This is a genomic window from Rhodococcus sp. ACPA1 (assembly GCF_002300195.1).
GTDB lineage: Bacteria > Actinomycetota > Actinomycetes > Mycobacteriales > Mycobacteriaceae > Rhodococcus_F > Rhodococcus_F opacus.
In genome coordinates, this window is sequence record NZ_NSDX01000001.1 from 1,012,378 (window position 1) to 1,027,088 (window position 14,711).

11 protein-coding genes and 1 riboswitch are annotated in these 14,711 nt (G+C 69.7%); of the genes, 8 read left to right on the forward strand and 3 right to left on the reverse strand.

The genetic code is table 11. From position 1 onward, the window contains the following. Positions 1–4 precede the first annotated feature (4 nt). Positions 5–883 carry a sucrase ferredoxin gene (locus CJ177_RS04395; protein WP_005239831.1) on the forward strand — a complete coding sequence of 293 codons (879 nt, stop codon included), beginning with the start codon at positions 5–7 and terminating at the stop codon, positions 881–883. A 5-nt stretch (positions 884–888) separates the two neighbouring features. Here the strand turns inward: CJ177_RS04395 and CJ177_RS04400 are convergent, their stop codons facing one another. Together CJ177_RS04400 and CJ177_RS04405 are read right to left on the reverse strand one after the other, a co-directional pair. Then, positions 889–2,883: an SDR family oxidoreductase gene (locus CJ177_RS04400; protein ID WP_005239833.1), complete on the reverse strand. Its 1,995-nt coding sequence runs from the start codon at positions 2,881–2,883 to the stop codon at positions 889–891. Between the two features lie 32 nt (positions 2,884–2,915). Next, complete coding sequence (locus tag CJ177_RS04405; RefSeq protein WP_095867327.1) at positions 2,916–5,036, reverse strand: MMPL family transporter; 2,121 nt, start codon at positions 5,034–5,036, stop codon at positions 2,916–2,918. A 100-nt stretch (positions 5,037–5,136) separates the two neighbouring features. After that, a riboswitch (cobalamin riboswitch) is annotated at positions 5,137–5,271 on the forward strand. A gap of 94 nt (positions 5,272–5,365) precedes the next feature. Between CJ177_RS04405 and CJ177_RS04410 the strand changes: the two genes are divergently transcribed. From CJ177_RS04410 to CJ177_RS04440, 7 genes are all read left to right on the forward strand, one after another. Then, entirely contained in the window at positions 5,366–6,361 is a 996-nt protein-coding gene (locus CJ177_RS04410) for an ABC transporter substrate-binding protein (RefSeq protein WP_095867328.1), read from the forward strand. After that, complete coding sequence (locus CJ177_RS04415) at positions 6,358–7,446, forward strand: iron ABC transporter permease (RefSeq protein WP_095867329.1); 1,089 nt, start codon at positions 6,358–6,360, stop codon at positions 7,444–7,446. The genes CJ177_RS04410 and CJ177_RS04415 overlap by 4 nt, the downstream gene beginning before the upstream one ends. Continuing rightward, the gene (locus tag CJ177_RS04420; RefSeq protein WP_095867330.1) at positions 7,443–8,219 is read left to right on the forward strand and encodes an ABC transporter ATP-binding protein; all 777 of its coding nucleotides are present in this window, start codon (positions 7,443–7,445) and stop codon (positions 8,217–8,219) included. Before CJ177_RS04415 ends, CJ177_RS04420 begins: the two co-directional genes overlap by 4 nt. Beyond that, positions 8,212–8,955, forward strand: coding sequence for a (2Fe-2S)-binding protein (locus CJ177_RS04425; protein WP_095867331.1), 744 nt, complete (start codon positions 8,212–8,214; stop codon positions 8,953–8,955). Before CJ177_RS04420 ends, CJ177_RS04425 begins: the two co-directional genes overlap by 8 nt. A 149-nt stretch (positions 8,956–9,104) precedes the next feature. After that, on the forward strand, positions 9,105–12,359 hold the full coding sequence (locus CJ177_RS04430) for an error-prone DNA polymerase (RefSeq protein WP_025432261.1): 3,255 nt from the start codon (positions 9,105–9,107) through the stop codon (positions 12,357–12,359). A gap of 23 nt (positions 12,360–12,382) precedes the next feature. Next, a complete protein-coding gene (locus CJ177_RS04435) occupies positions 12,383–13,276 on the forward strand; it encodes a DUF4349 domain-containing protein (protein ID WP_037203749.1) in 894 nt (297 codons plus the stop codon). Then, a complete protein-coding gene (locus CJ177_RS04440) occupies positions 13,273–13,581 on the forward strand; it encodes a rhodanese-like domain-containing protein (RefSeq protein WP_005257071.1) in 309 nt (102 codons plus the stop codon). The genes CJ177_RS04435 and CJ177_RS04440 overlap by 4 nt, the downstream gene beginning before the upstream one ends. Positions 13,582–13,602: 21 nt before the next feature. Here the strand turns inward: CJ177_RS04440 and CJ177_RS04445 are convergent, their stop codons facing one another. Beyond that, positions 13,603–14,652 carry a TDT family transporter gene (locus CJ177_RS04445; RefSeq protein ID WP_095867332.1) on the reverse strand — a complete coding sequence of 350 codons (1,050 nt, stop codon included), beginning with the start codon at positions 14,650–14,652 and terminating at the stop codon, positions 13,603–13,605. Between the last annotated feature and the right edge of the window lie 59 nt (positions 14,653–14,711).

The following is a 14,711-nucleotide window of genomic DNA, read 5'->3' on the forward strand; positions in this document are numbered from 1 at the left end:
CACCGTGCCTGACACGATCACCGCCACCTGCTCCGCTCTGTCCGCGACCGACGAACCCCTCGCAGGCACCGCTGCGCACGTCACGGGCTGGGTGTGCCTGGAGTTCCCCGGCGCCTGGGGCCGGGACGTACTCGACGGCACCGCGCTCGGACCGGACCTGGCCCGTGAGCTGGACGCCCGCGCCGACGCCGCCGGGGTGCGGGTCATGTTCATCCGCCGGCCGGGCCGCAGCACCGCAGCCCCGGATCGGCGGACGGTGCTGCTGGCGCAGTCGCATCCCGCGCGGTCGTGGTGCGAGCGGCTCGAGATCGCCTTCCCGGAAGACCTGCTCGACCTGGACCTCGGGCTGATCGCGGGAACCGCACCCGGTCTGGGCACGCCGGTGACGGACCCGGTCGTCCTCGTGTGCGCGCACGGGAAGAGGGACCAGTGCTGCGCCGTCCTCGGGCGGCCGGTCGCGGCGGGTCTGGCCGCGGAGTTCGGCGACGCGGTGTGGGAGTGCTCGCACACGGGTGGGCATCGGTTCGCGCCCTCGCTGATCCTGCTGCCGACGGGTTACACGTACGGCCGGCTGTCGACGCAGGAGAGTGCCGACGCGGTCCGCGCCGCCGCCCGGGGCGAGGTGTACCCGACCGGGCTGCGCGGCCGCAGTTGCTGGGACGCGCCGGGGCAGGTGGCGGAACTCGCCGTCCGCGATCTCGTGGACGCGGCCGCGGACGAGCTCACGGTGGACGCGAACTCGGTTGTCGCGCATCGCGACGGGCGCCGCTGGGTCGTCGACCTGGATCAGCGGGAACTGCCTCCCCGGCCGGCGAGCTGCGGGGCGGCGCCGAAGCCGGTGCGACCCGTCGTCGCCACCGGAGTCCGCGCCCTCGCCCCCTGAGGCGGTTACCAGTGGGTGCCGGGCACCAGCCTTCCGACCTTCCGGGCGGCGCGGCCGAGCACCGACGACGTGTGGTGGCGGGGTTCCGGCGTGTGCTGGGGGGCCGGCGCCGCGTCGTCCGTGTTCTGCCCCTTCGCCGCCGGGGAATCGGGGAACATGCGATACATCTGGTGCATCACGCGGTCCTTGACGGCGGGTGCGAAGACGTGGCCGAGTTCCCCGAGCGTGCCGGTCGGGACGTCGATGCGCTTGGGGCGTTCGATCAGCGCCCGGACGACCATCGCGGCCGCCTTCTCCGGCGAGGTGATCGGTCCGACGTTGTACCGGCCGGTGGGCGCGATCATCGGCGTCTCGACCAGTGGCATGTGGATGGTGGTGAACGTGATTCCGTCCGAGAGGGTTTCGGACGCCGCGACGTCGGTGAACCCGTCGAGGGCCGATTTGCTGGCGACATAGGCGGCGAACCGCGGCGTCGCGCCCTGGACCCCGGCGCTGCTGATGTTGACGATGTGCCCGAACCGCCGCTCGCGCATTTGCGGGAGGAAGGCGAGGACGAGCCGGACCGCGCCGAAGTAATTGACGGCCATGGTCCGCTCGAAATCGTGGAGCCGGTCAGTGGAGTGGTAGAGGCCCCGCCGGATCGACCGGCCGGCGTTGTTGACGAGCATGTCGACGTGATCGTGTTCGGCGAGAACGACTTTGACGGTGTGCTCGACCGACTCGTCGTCGGTGATGTCGCACGGGTAGCCGTAGGCGTCGCCGCCCGTCGCGCGGATCTCGGCCACCACGGCGTCGAGTTCCTCGGTGCGCCGGGCAAGGAGAATGACCTTCGCGCCCTTGCGGGCCGTCGCGATCGCGGAACTCCGGCCGATCCCGGACGACGCCCCGGTGATCACCACGTGCCTGCCCACGAGCGGTCCGGCCGGATGGGGCCGGCGCGCCCGATCGGGATCGAGGTTCTCGCGCCAGTACGACCACAGCCGGTCGGCGTACGACGCGAACCGTGGGACGTCGATGCCTGTGCCGCGCAGCGCCTTCCGGGTGTCGTCGTTCACGAACACTGTGGGCAGCGTCAGGTTCTCGACGAGTACCGGCGGGATGCCGAGGGCGCCGAGCACCACCTTGCGGCCCGTGTCGAGGGCCGAGTCGGGGGTGGGAGTGAGGAAGGGGCGGACGAGTCCGCCGGGCAGTCCGGCCGCGGGATGCGGTGCGCCGGCAGCCTTGGCAAGCGCGGCGTAGATCTCGCGGACCGGCTGGGGACGCGGATTGACGAGGTGGAACGTCTGGCCGTCCCTTCCCTGCGTGGACATCAGTTTCACGATGGCCGCGGCCACGTAGTCGACGGGTACGACGTTGGTCGATCCGATCCGGGGGACGGCCACGGGTAGGGCTGCGGGGAGCTTCGCGAGCGCCGCGATGGCGGGGAAGAGGTAGTACGGGCCGTCGATCTTGTCCATCTCGCCGGTGATCGAACTGCCGACCACCGCGGAGGGGCGGTAGATGCGCCATCGCAGGCCGTCGGCTTCCCGGACCAGCTTCTCCGCCTCGAACTTGGTGCGGTGATACGGGGTGGGGAATCCCTGCCCGAGATCGAAATCGGTTTCCCTGAACGGACCTTCGTGATCCCCCGCGACGGCGATGGACGAGACGTGATGCAGAGTCGCATCCAGTTCCCGGGCCAGCGCGATCACCGAGCGGGTGCCGTCGACGTTCGTGGTGGCCTGTTCGTCGCCCGCCGTGAGGTCGTAGATCGCGCCGAGGTGCAGGACGTGGTCGGCCGCCGGCACCGAGGTGAGTCCGAGGCCGGGCTCGGTCAGGTCGCCGATCAGTGGATGCACCCGTTCGCCGCCCGGCATGCCGTCGACGAGCGCCTCCCAGCGCGCAACGGACGCGCGCCGGACGAGGACGTGGATCTCGGCTGATGCATCGCGGTCGAGGATCAGGGGCAGCACGTGCCGACCCAGGAATCCGGTTCCGCCGGTGACGAGGTAGGTGGCCATGACCCGAACTTACTCCAAAGTAAGATAATGCACTAGTGGCCCAGACCCACCTTGGCGTGCACCTTCTTCATCCAGGCCGGGGCCCACCAGTTGGCCTCGCCCATCAGCTTCACGAGGGACGGAACGAGGAGCATGCGGACCACCGTCGCGTCGACGACGAGTGCGACGATCATGCCCACACCGAGGAACCGCATGATCGACAGACCGGAGATGGTGAACGCACCGGTCACCACCACGAGCAGCAGCGCCGCGGCCGTCACGATGCGGCCCGTGCGCTCGGTGCCGAAGCGCACCGCCTCCTCCGTGGTCGCGCCTGCCTCGTGCGCCTCGACCATGCGCGACATCAGGAAGACCTCGTAGTCGGTCGACAGGCCGAAGACCACGGCGAGGATGAGGACCACGAACGTCGCCTCCAGCGGCGCCGGACTGACCCCGAGCAGACTTGCGCCGTGGCCCAGCTCGAAGATCCAGGTGAGCACACCGAATGTGGCGGCGAGGCTCAGCCCCGCCATCGCGACCGCCTTGATCGGCAGCACCACCGAGCCGAACGCCAGGAACAGCAGCACGAGCGTCGAACCCACCATGATCGCGATCATCACCGGCATCCAGTGCACGATCGCCGCGTTCCCGTCGTCGACGGTCGCCTGACCGCCGCCGACGAGGAGTTCGGTTCCCTCGGGTGGCGTGATGGCACGGAGACCGTCCACCGCGGCGCTCTGGTCGTCGGTAGTGACGCCCTCGGAGTAGACGGCCTGGACCGCGACCAGCTCGTTGCCGGACGCGACGACGGTGGCCGCCCCGATGCCCTCCACCTGGCCGGCGGCCTGGGCGACCGCGGCGCCGTCGGCGGCGGTCGGGGCCGCGCCGTCGGTGCCCCGGAGAATGAGGGTGGCGCCGTTTCCGGTGGTGGGAAATTCGGTGGTGAGAGTGTCGGTGGCGATGCGGGCGGGATCGTTCTCCGGCAGCGCCGTGTACGTGACCTCGCCGAGTGACGCGCTGAGCAGGGGTGAGGCGAGGACAATCAACCCCACGACGATGCCGACCGCGATGGCGACCGGCCGCCGCATCACCCACGTGACGACGGAGCCCCAGAACGTGCGGGCGCGAACCTCCCCACGCTGCGCCGCATCCTTGCGCCAGGTCAGTGCGTTGATGCGATGACCCAGGATCGCGAGCAGTGCCGGGACTGCCGTGAGCGACAGCAGCGCCGCGCTCGCGACCGCGGCCATCGCACCGAACCCGAGCGACTTGATCACGTCCTGCGGAAATACGAGCATGCCCGAGAACGCGCACACGAGAAGCAGACCGGAGAACAGCACGGTGCGGCCCGCGGTCAGGACGGTGCGCCGCGTCGCCTCCGCGACGTCGGAGCCGGACTCCAGTTCCTCGCGGAAACGTCCGACGATGAACAGGCCGTAGTCGATCGCGAGCCCCAGGCCGAGCAGGGACGCCACGTTGATCGCGAACGAACTGACGTCGGTGAACAGGGTCAGCAGGCGCAGGGTGGCCAAGGCGCTGAAGATCGAGAGCAGCCCGACGAACACCGGAACGGCCGCGGCCACCAGTCCGCCGAAGATGAAGACCAGCAACACGAGAGTGATCGGGAGCGCGATCGCCTCGGCCAGCACCAGGTCCTGTTGCAGCCGGTTGTTGAACGCCACACCCACCACCGAATTGCCCGCGAACTCGGTGTCGATGCCCTCCACCTCGAGCTTCGGCAGCAGGTCGTCGAACGTGGCGGCGGTGATCCCGGCGTCGGGGTCGACGGTGATCGCGGCCGATGCCTTGGTGCCGTCCTCCGACACCATCAGCTGCTTCCTCGCCGCGTCCGCGGTCCAGTACGACGTCACGGAATACGTCGGCACCTCGGCGGCGAACCGGTCGAGACTCGCGGTGACCTCGGGGCCGATGTCGTCCAGGGTCTTCCCGTCGGGTGCCGTGTAGATGGCGATGATGTCCGGCGTCTGCGGACCCAGGTTGTCCTGGACGATCCGGGCCACTTCGGCGGATTCGCTACCGGGATCGGTGAACCCGCCAGAGCTGAGTTTCGCGAAGACACCGGTGCCCCACGCGCCGCTCACCAGAACGGCGACGACGGCGAGGCTCAGGACCCACCATTTGCGTGAAACAACGGTCGAGGCCCAACGTGTCATGCGTCATCTCCGGCTTGTCTGGGGCGGGCAGCTGCGACTGCCGACTGTAGTGCGGATCGGGGTGTCACCGACGGGGGTGTGATGCGGCTCCCGGCAAATCGTGCATACTCGGCATCGCACTTGCAGCCACACGCACGGGGGAAGCCGGTCCGAATCCGGCGCTGACCCGCAACGGTAGGCCACCAGATCATTTCGGTGGCGAGCCCGATTACCCGGCGTGGGGTGTGCGACATCCTTTTCGTCGTGGTCTACGAAGCGGAGTCCTGCAGGCGCCGCACAGGGCGTCTGCTGACTTCTCATTCGTGGCTCTGAGCCGCAATGAGGTTTACATGCACGGTCAGTTGTTCAGAAGTACCGGTCTGGTCACGCTCGCTGTGGCCGCGCTGGTGGTCGCCGGCTGTTCGCGCGGGGCGTCCGTGGGGCAGACCGCTTCCGCCGAATCCTTCGCCGAGCCGGTGTCCGTCACCAACTGCGATCGAACGGAGACGTTCGACGCCCCGCCCCAGCGCATCGTCAGCATGAACGATCACGTCACCGAGGTGCTGATCGAGATGGGGGCCGGCGACCGCATCGTCGGCACGGGTTACGGCGACGCGACCCCGCTGCCCGAGTTCGCGGACGCCTTCGCGAAGATCCCGAAACTCGCGAAGGAATACCCGACCCGGGAGCAGATCCTCGACCTCGACCCCGACCTGGTGGTCGGCGGAATGCGGAGCGCGTTCGACGAGAAGGAGGGGCGGTCGCGCGAATCCCTCGGCGACCAGGGCATTCCCACCTTCCTGTTCTCCGAGTACTGCGGGCAGGGTTTCCCCGACATCGGTCTGCTGCGCAGCGACTACACGCAGCTCGGCGAGATCCTCGGAGTCCCGGACCAGGCACGGGCGATCACCGACCGGGTGACGTCCGGATTGCAGGCAGTGCGCGACGAGATCGCGGGCACCGCCCCGGTTCCGACGTTCTTCTACGATTCCGGCGAGGACGTCCCGCTGACGATCGGCGGGGTGGGAGTCGGCCAGCTGATCGCTGACCACGCGGGTGCGGCCAACCTCTTCGCCGAGGGGGAGAAGCCGTATTCGAAGTCCACCTGGGAGATCATCGGTGAACGCGCCCCGGAGGCGATCGTCGTCCTCGACTACGGCACGACGAGTGCTCAGGCGAAGATCGACTTCCTGAAATCGCACCCGATCATGTCGACGACACCCGCCGTGAAGGCCGGCCGGTTCGTCGTGGTGCCGCTCGACGACTTCTTCGAGAGCCCGCGCCTGGTGCGGTCGGTGGAGACGATCGCGCGGGCACTGCATCCGGACGTCGTCGGCGCGCGATGACCGTCACCGCAGAACGTGCGGCACCACCGGCGCAGGCGCCGCACCCGGCCCGCGCACGCCTCGGCTTCGTGGGCCTGATGGTGCTGCTCGCACTGACGACCCTGTTCGTCGTCGGCCTCGCGGTGTCGTTCGGTTCGGTGCGCATCCCGGTCGGCGACGTCTGGGCGATCGTCGCGCACCGGGTGGCACCCGGCGCATTCGAGTCCTGGTGGTCGCAGGCGCGGGAGTCGATCGTCCTCGACTCCCGGCTGCCGCGGGCGCTGACCGCAGCGGCAGTCGGTGCGGCGCTGGCCCTGGCAGGCGCCGTGGCGCAGGCGGTGACCCGCAATCCACTGGCCGATCCCTATCTGCTCGGCGTGTCCTCGGGTGCGGGTTTCGGCGTGGTGGTGGTGACGGTGCTCGGGCTCGGGGTGGGAGCGCTCGGCTCGTTCACCATTCCCGTCGCGGCGTTCCTGGGCGCGATGGTGCCGCTGTTCCTGTCGCTGGCGATCGGCGGACGGTATCCGCAGCCGACGGCCGTCATCCTCGTGGGTGTCGCGTCGGCGCAGGTGTTCTCGGCTCTCATCACGTTCTCGATCCTGGTCGTCGCAGACGAGCATCAACTGAGTTCGGTGATGCACTGGCTGGCGGGCGGTTTCGGTGACTCGCGCTGGTCGACGGCGATCTTCCCGGCCGTGGCACTCGCGACGGTGGGGGTCGCGATGATGCTGAGCGCGAGCCGTATCGACCTGCTGCAGGCGGGAGATGACGGCGCCGCCGCCCTCGGCATGAACGTGCGGCGCTTCCGCGTGGTGCAGTTGCTCGGTGTGTCGATGCTGGCCGGGGCCGCCGTGTCCGTCGCGGGCGGCATCGGCTTCATCGGTCTGCTGGTGCCGCACCTGGCCGGATACGTCGTCGGTGCACGGGCGGTCAGGCTGCTGCCCGTCGTCGCATTCCTCGGCGCGATCGCGATGGTCGCGGCGGACACGGCCGCGCGGTCGGTCTCGCGGAGCATCGAGGTTCCGGTGGGCGTCGTCACCGCGCTCGTGGGAGCGCCGATCTTCGTGTGGATGCTCTACCGGCAGTATCGGAGGGCCGATCGGTGACCGCGCTGAGTCTGCAACGGGTCCGCGCCGAACTCGGGTCGCGGGAGGTGCTGCACGGCGTCGACTTCTCCGTGCGTCCCGGTGAGGTGCTGGCGTTGGTCGGGCCCAACGGTTCCGGGAAGACCACCGCGCTGCGCTGCTGCTACCGCGCGCTCACCCCGACCGGGGGTGCCGTCGTCGTCGACGGAGCGGACGCAGCCGATCTGGGCCGGCGGGAACTGGCCCGCACAATCGGGGCGAGCACCCAGGAACCGCGGGTGTCTGCGGGACTGACTGTGCGCGAATCCGTTTCGCTCGGACGCGTCCCGCACCGGGGCTGGTTCGAACGGGCGAACGGCGCCGACGGCGAGATCGTCGAAACGTGCGTCCGTCAGGTGGGGCTGGCCGAACTCGCCGGTCGCGACGTCCAGGCACTGTCGGGCGGGGAGCGTCAGCGGGTGTCGATCGCCCGGGCGCTCGCGCAGCAGCCGAGGGTCCTGCTGCTCGACGAACCCACCAACCACCTCGACCTGCGGCTTCAGCTGACGGTGATGAACTTGCTGCGCGACCTCGCGTGCGACGGTCTGGCGATCGTCGTGACCATGCACGACCTCCGGCTGGCCGTCGAGTACTGCGACACGCTGGCCGTGATGCACGATGGACGGGTGATCAGCACCGGTCCGCCCGCCGACGTGCTGGACGACGCCGTCCTCGGCGGGGTGTTCGGCATCCGCGCGATCGTGCGGTCGACGCCGCGGTTGTCGATGGAGATCCTGGGGTTGGCCGATGGATGAGCAACTGCGGCGTGTGTACGAGCTGACCGCCCGCCGCGTCCCGATGATCGCCGACCAGATCGAGTACTCCGGCGCCTCCTCGTTCCCGGCCGTGCGCTTGACCGATCCCGGCTGGCTCGCGGACCGGGTCGAGGACACGGCGAGGCGGTGGGGCAGCGACGATCCCCGGGTCAACGGCACCCTGTGGTGGTATTCGGCCAGCTCGACACTGGCCGGGATTCCGATCGCGACCGCGCTCGTCACGGGGGTCGCCGCCCGGCCGCGGCTCGGCGACGCCGTGGCATTCCTGCGGGACGACGGGTACCTCGGCGGCCTGACCGCGTCGTCGGCACTGCCGGTCACCGAGGGGCTGTCGGAGCTGGCGTCCGAGATGGCCGCCGCACTGACGCCGATCATCGACGCTCTCGCCGAGGCGTCCGGGGTGCGGCGGGCCGCGATGTGGGCGATCACGACGGATTCGATCGCCAACCGGGCGCTCGACGCGGGAACGGCGTGCGGCGATCGCGCACGCGGCAGCATCTTCGCCCGGGGGTTGGTGGACGCACTCCGCCGCGGCGGTGTAGTGATGCCGGACCCGCGGTTCGTCGACGTCCGGGCCGGGGCACTGTCGAGCCGGTTCACGCAGCGCGCGTCGTGCTGCCTGATCTACGAGACCCCCGGGTCGGGCAAGTGTGTGAGCTGCCCGAGGAGGCCGGCCGAGGACCGTCTGAGAGGTCTGGCCGCGCTCGTGACGTGAAATCCGGGTGGCCCGCGTTGACCGGTCCGCGCGGGTGATGGCAAACTGAAAGAGTTCGAACTCCCGTTCGAATGATGCGCCTTCCCCAGCGGCATCTTCCATGATTTCGGCACGGCACGGCACGTGCGCGACATGAAGAGGTGTGCCAGATGGGTTGGGGAAACGGTCCGCCGACGTGGTCCGAGATGGAGCGCGTCTTGTCGGGCAGGCCGGGGCGGGTCAGCCCGGAGTCGCTGTATCCGGGCGACGGCGGGGACAGCCCCGCGTGGTCCCGCAAGCGGGGGGAGTACCGGGCGGGCCGTCAGGAGCGCGCCGGCTCCACCGTTCCGTACGCCGAACTCCACGCGCACTCGGCGTTCAGTTTCCTCGACGGTGCCTCCCCGCCGGAAGAGTTGGTGGAGGAGGCCGTCCGTCTCGGTCTCGAGGCCATCGCACTCACCGACCACGACGGGTTCTACGGTGTGGTCCGGTTCGCGGAGGCGGCGAAGGAACTGAACATGCGCACCGTGTTCGGGTCCGAACTGACGTTGGACGACGCGCATCTGCTGGTACTGGCGCGAGGTCAGGAGGGGTACCGGCGGCTCTCCCGGGAAATCGCGGCGGCGCATCTCGCGGGCGGGGAGAAGGGCAAGCTGCGCTACGACCTCGACCGTCTCACCGACGCGGCCGGGGGGCACTGGCAGATCCTGACCGGGTGCCGGAAGGGGCATGTGCGTCAGGCGCTGGCCGACGGTGGCCCGGACGCCGCGGCCGCCCGGCTGCGGGAGCTGATCGACCGGTTCGGGGCCGACCGGGTCACGGTGGAACTCACCCATCACGGCATCGCGGAGGACGGTGAGCGCAACGCCGACCTCGCCGAACTCGCACAGCAGCACGGACTTCGGGTGATCGCGTCCACGGCGGCGCACTTCGCGGGACCGCCGCGCCGGAGGCTGGCCATGGCGATGGCCGCAGTCCGGGCCCGGCAGAGCCTCGACGACGCGGCCGGGCACCTGGCGCCCGCCGGGGGAGCGCACCTGCGGTCCGGTGAGGAGATGGCGCACCTCTTCGCCGCATACCCGGAAGCCGTGCGCGGTGCCGCGCACCTCGGGCTGGAGTGTGCGTTCGACCTGCGGCTCATCGCGCCGCAACTGCCACCGTTCGACGTGCCCGACGGGCACACCGAGGCGAGCTGGCTGCGGCAGCTCACGATGGACGGGGCGCGCCGCCGTTACGGTGCGCCGGCGGACCGCCCGGAGGCCTACCGGCAGATCGAGCACGAACTGGACATCATCACCGGGCTGAACTTCCCGGGCTACTTCCTGGTGGTCCACGACATCGTGTCGTTCTGCAAGAACAACGACATTCTCTGCCAGGGAAGGGGTTCGGCGGCCAACTCCGCCGTCTGCTACGCCATCGGCATCACCAACGTGGATCCCGTCCGCAACAAACTGCTGTTCGAACGTTTCCTCTCGCCCGAACGCGACGGCCCGCCGGACATCGACGTCGACATCGAATCCGATCGGCGGGAGGAGGCCATCCAGCACGTCTACGCCAAGTACGGCCGCCAGTACGCGGCGCAGGTGGCGAACGTCATCACGTACCGCGGAAAGTCCTCGGTGCGGGACATGGCCCGGGCGCTGGGTTTCTCGCAGGGGCAGCAGGACGCGTGGAGCAAACAGGTCAGCCGCTGGGGTGGCATCGGGAAGGAGGTCGGCACCGACATTCCGCCCGCCGTCCTCGAACTGGCCGCTCAGATCGAGGGGTTTCCGCGGCACCTCGGCATCCACTCGGGCGGCATGGTGATCTGTGACCGGCCGATCGCCGACGTGTGCCCGGTGGAGTGGGCGCGCATGGAGAACCGCAGTGTGCTGCAGTGGGACAAGGACGATTGCGCGGCGGTGGGTCTGGTGAAGTTCGACATGCTGGGCCTCGGCATGCTGTCCGCGCTGCACTACATGATCGACCTCGTGGCCGAGCACAAGGGCATCGAGGTGGATCTGGCGCAGCTGGACCTCTCCGAGGAGGCCGTCTACGAGATGTTGCAGCGGGCGGATTCGGTGGGGGTGTTCCAGGTGGAGTCGCGGGCCCAGATGGCCACCCTGCCGAGGCTGAAACCGCGGAACTTCTACGACCTGGTGGTGGAGGTGGCGCTCATCCGCCCCGGTCCGATCCAGGGCGGATCGGTGCACCCGTACATCCGACGCCGCAACAAGCTCGAACCGGTGACCTACGACCACCCGTCCCTGGAGAAGGCGTTGAAGCGGACGCTGGGTGTGCCGCTGTTCCAGGAGCAGTTGATGCAGATGGCGGTCGACGTCGCGGGTTTCAGCCCGGCCGAGGCCGACCAGCTCCGCCGGGCCATGGGTTCCAAGCGGTCGCCCGAGAAGATGGAACGGCTGAGGGGGCGGCTCTACCAGGGCATGCGGGAGATGCACGGGATCGGCGACGATGTGGCCGACCGGATCTACGAGAAGCTGTACGCCTTCGCGAATTTCGGTTTCCCCGAAAGTCATTCGCAGAGTTTCGCCGCCCTGGTGTTCTATTCGTCGTGGTTCAAGTTGCATCACCCGGCGGCGTTCTGCGCCGGTCTGCTGCGGGCGCAGCCGATGGGGTTCTACTCGCCGCAGTCGCTGGTGGCCGACGCCCGCAGGCACGGGGTGCAGGTGCACGGCGCGGACATCAATGCGAGTCTCGCCCACGCCACCGTCGAGGCGGGCGGGACGGAGGTGCGTCTCGGGCTCGGGGAGGTGCGGCACATCGGGACCGCGCTGGCCGAGCGGATCGTCGAATCCCGCGGCGACGGAGGGCCGTACACGTCGTTCCTCGACCTCACCGGCCGGGTGGAACTGAGCACGGCGCAAGCCGAATCGCTGGCCACCGCAGGTGCTCTCGACAGTTTCGGGTTGTCCCGCCGGGAGGCGTTGTGGGCGGCGGGCGCCGCGGCGGGGGAGCGCCGCGACCGGCTGCCGGGGATCGGGGCGTCCACCCGCGCGCCGACCCTGCCGGGGATGAGCGATCTCGAACTGGCCGCGGCGGACGTGTGGGCCACCGGGGTGTCCCCGGACACGTACCCTACCCAGTTCCTGCGCCCGCAACTCGACGCGCTCGGGGTGGTCCCGGCGGCGCACCTGCTCGATGTCCCCGACGGCGACCGGGTTCTGGTGGGTGGGGCGGTGACCCACCGGCAGCGCCCGGCGACGGCCGCGGGGGTCACGTTCATCAACCTCGAGGACGAGACCGGGATGGTCAACGTGGTGTGTTCGGTGGGGTTGTGGGCGAAGTACCGCAAGCTCGCCAACACGGCGCCCGCACTGCTGGTCCGCGGCAAGGTGCAGAACGCGGAGGGGGCGGTGACGGTGGTGGCGGATCGGCTGCAGCTGATGGATTTGCGGGTGTCCGCCAAATCCAGGGACTTCAGATGAGCGGGCACCGCTAGCATTCGGACATGAGGAGATACGTCTTGTCGGCGATCGTCGTGGCTTCGCTGGCGCTCGCGGGGTGTGGTGGTCCCGGCAGTGATTCCTCCCAACCGTCGCCCGCCCCGACACCGGGGGACTCGAGCCAGATGGAGATCGGTGGCGCAGTACAGCAACCCGCGAAGGACCAGGCGCCCACCGACCGCCAGGAGATCATCACCGGTCAGGTCGCGCTCACGGCGGACGACCCGGTGGCCGTCGGCAGGCAGATCGTGGACAAGGTCGACGATCTGGGCGGACGCGTCGACCAGCTCACCGAACAGCCCGGCTCCGACGATCAGGACGCGAGCAGTTCCCTCACCATCCGCGTGCCCGCCGATTCGCTCACCCGAACGCTGGACGATCTGCGGGAACTGGGCAAGGTCACCAGCGTCAGCGTCACGAAGAGCGACGTGACGATGCAGTCGCAGGATCTCGACGCCCGGATCGGCGCGTTGACGGCGTCCGTCACCCGGCTGCAGGGGCTCATCACGTCGGCGGCGAACACCGCGGATCTGATCGAGGCCGAGAGGGCGTTGTCGGAGCGTCAGGGCGAACTGGACAGCCTCACCGCCCAGAAGCGGTCGCTGAGCGACCAGGTGGCACTGGCGACGCTCATGATCGACGTCACCTCCACGGATGCCGAGCAGCCCAGTCCCGGTCCGGACAACTTCTGGGAAGGGCTCGTCGCGGGCTGGCACGCCCTGCTGTCCGCGATCAAGGGCGGCGCCGTGGTCGTGGGGGCGCTGATTCCCTGGTTCGGATTCGTGGCCGTCATCGCACTGGTCGTGTACGGCGCGTACCGTCTGCGCCGGATGTACAACAGGCCGCCCGGCCCACCGTCGGGCCCGGCGCCGGAACGAGAAGAGGCGAAGACGCAATGATCGAAGTCGACCTGAATGCCCTGGACGGCGCGTTGGCGTCGGGTGCCCCCGTCATCGATGTGCGCGAAGCCGACGAGTACGCCCAGGCGCGGGTGCCGGGTGTGACGCTGATTCCGCTCAGTGAGTTCGTCGCGCGCGTGGACGAGATCCCGGAAGCCGAGGTCGTCTACGTGATCTGCGGGGTGGGCGGCCGGAGCCTGCAGGCGGCGGAGTACCTGAACGCGCGGGGGATCAACGCCGTGTCGGTCGCGGGCGGGACGTCCGCGTGGATGCAGTCCGGACGTCCCGTCGAGTCGGGCGCCTGACACCCGCATCACGGTTCGCGGTCAGCGGACCGCGCTGAGGGCGTGGGCCGCGGGGTCGTCGCGGACCACGCGCCCACCCCGTTGCCCGGCGGCGTGCCGCAGTGTGCGGACCGCGACGGTGCTCCAGATCAGGACGAGCGCGCACCACAGGGTCACGCCTGCGCCGACGATCACGACCGAGTCCAGCGCGCCGCCCAGCGAGTTCGCGCCCAGCGCGCAGGTGCCGACGGGGAACGTGAAACTCCACCAGCTGGGCGTGAACGTCAACCCGCGGCGAAAAGCTCTGGCGGTCACCGTCACCAGGGTCACGAGGGCGAGGATGCCGAGTGCGCCGACCGTGGTCCCGTAGACCACGCCCACCGAGTGGAGCCACGTGTGGCCGGATGCCCCGCCGAGCAGATTGATCGCCGCCACCGACTGTCCGATCACGCCGAGCGGAATCCAGAGCGTGGGCACGAGCGGGGTGTCGGGGAGCCCGTTGCTCAGCAGATGGCGTCCGACGACGACGGCGACGGTCAGCGCGGCGCCCAGCGCCAGCGCGAACAGTGTGTAGCAGACCGCCAGCATCGCGATCTGCGGCGCGCCGTCCGGGAGGTGCTTGACCAGTGCGGCACCGGTGGCGGCCGACACCATGGGCGGCACGACGGGCATGAGCCAGGACGGCACCGGGGTCACCTGGTGGGGCCGGGTCAGCCGGCGCGCCATCACCACGTAGGTGACGAGCCCGATGACGGTCCCGACCGTCCACAGGATGGCCGACGCGGGGACGGCGACACCGCCGAGAAGTTCGCGACCGGCGGATCCGGTGCCGGCTCCGACCGTCAGCACCGCCATCGACACGGCACCGTAGAACGGGAACATCGTGTGGCTGCGCGCGTCCGCGAGTGCGTCGTCACGGCGACGGATCCAGTGCCGCGCCAGTGCGGTCGTCAGCACGACGAGCAGCGTCACGGCGATCAGCCAGAAGATCTCGGCGGCCGTCCGGGCGACCGGAAGGCCGGCCGGAAATGCCGCGGCGACGACTGCGAGGATGCCGGTGCCCATCACTGCTGCGAACCAATTCGGGGTCATACCTAGAGCTTGCCGACGCATCGTCGTGGCCGGTAGAAGGCTTGTGGTTGAATACCCAC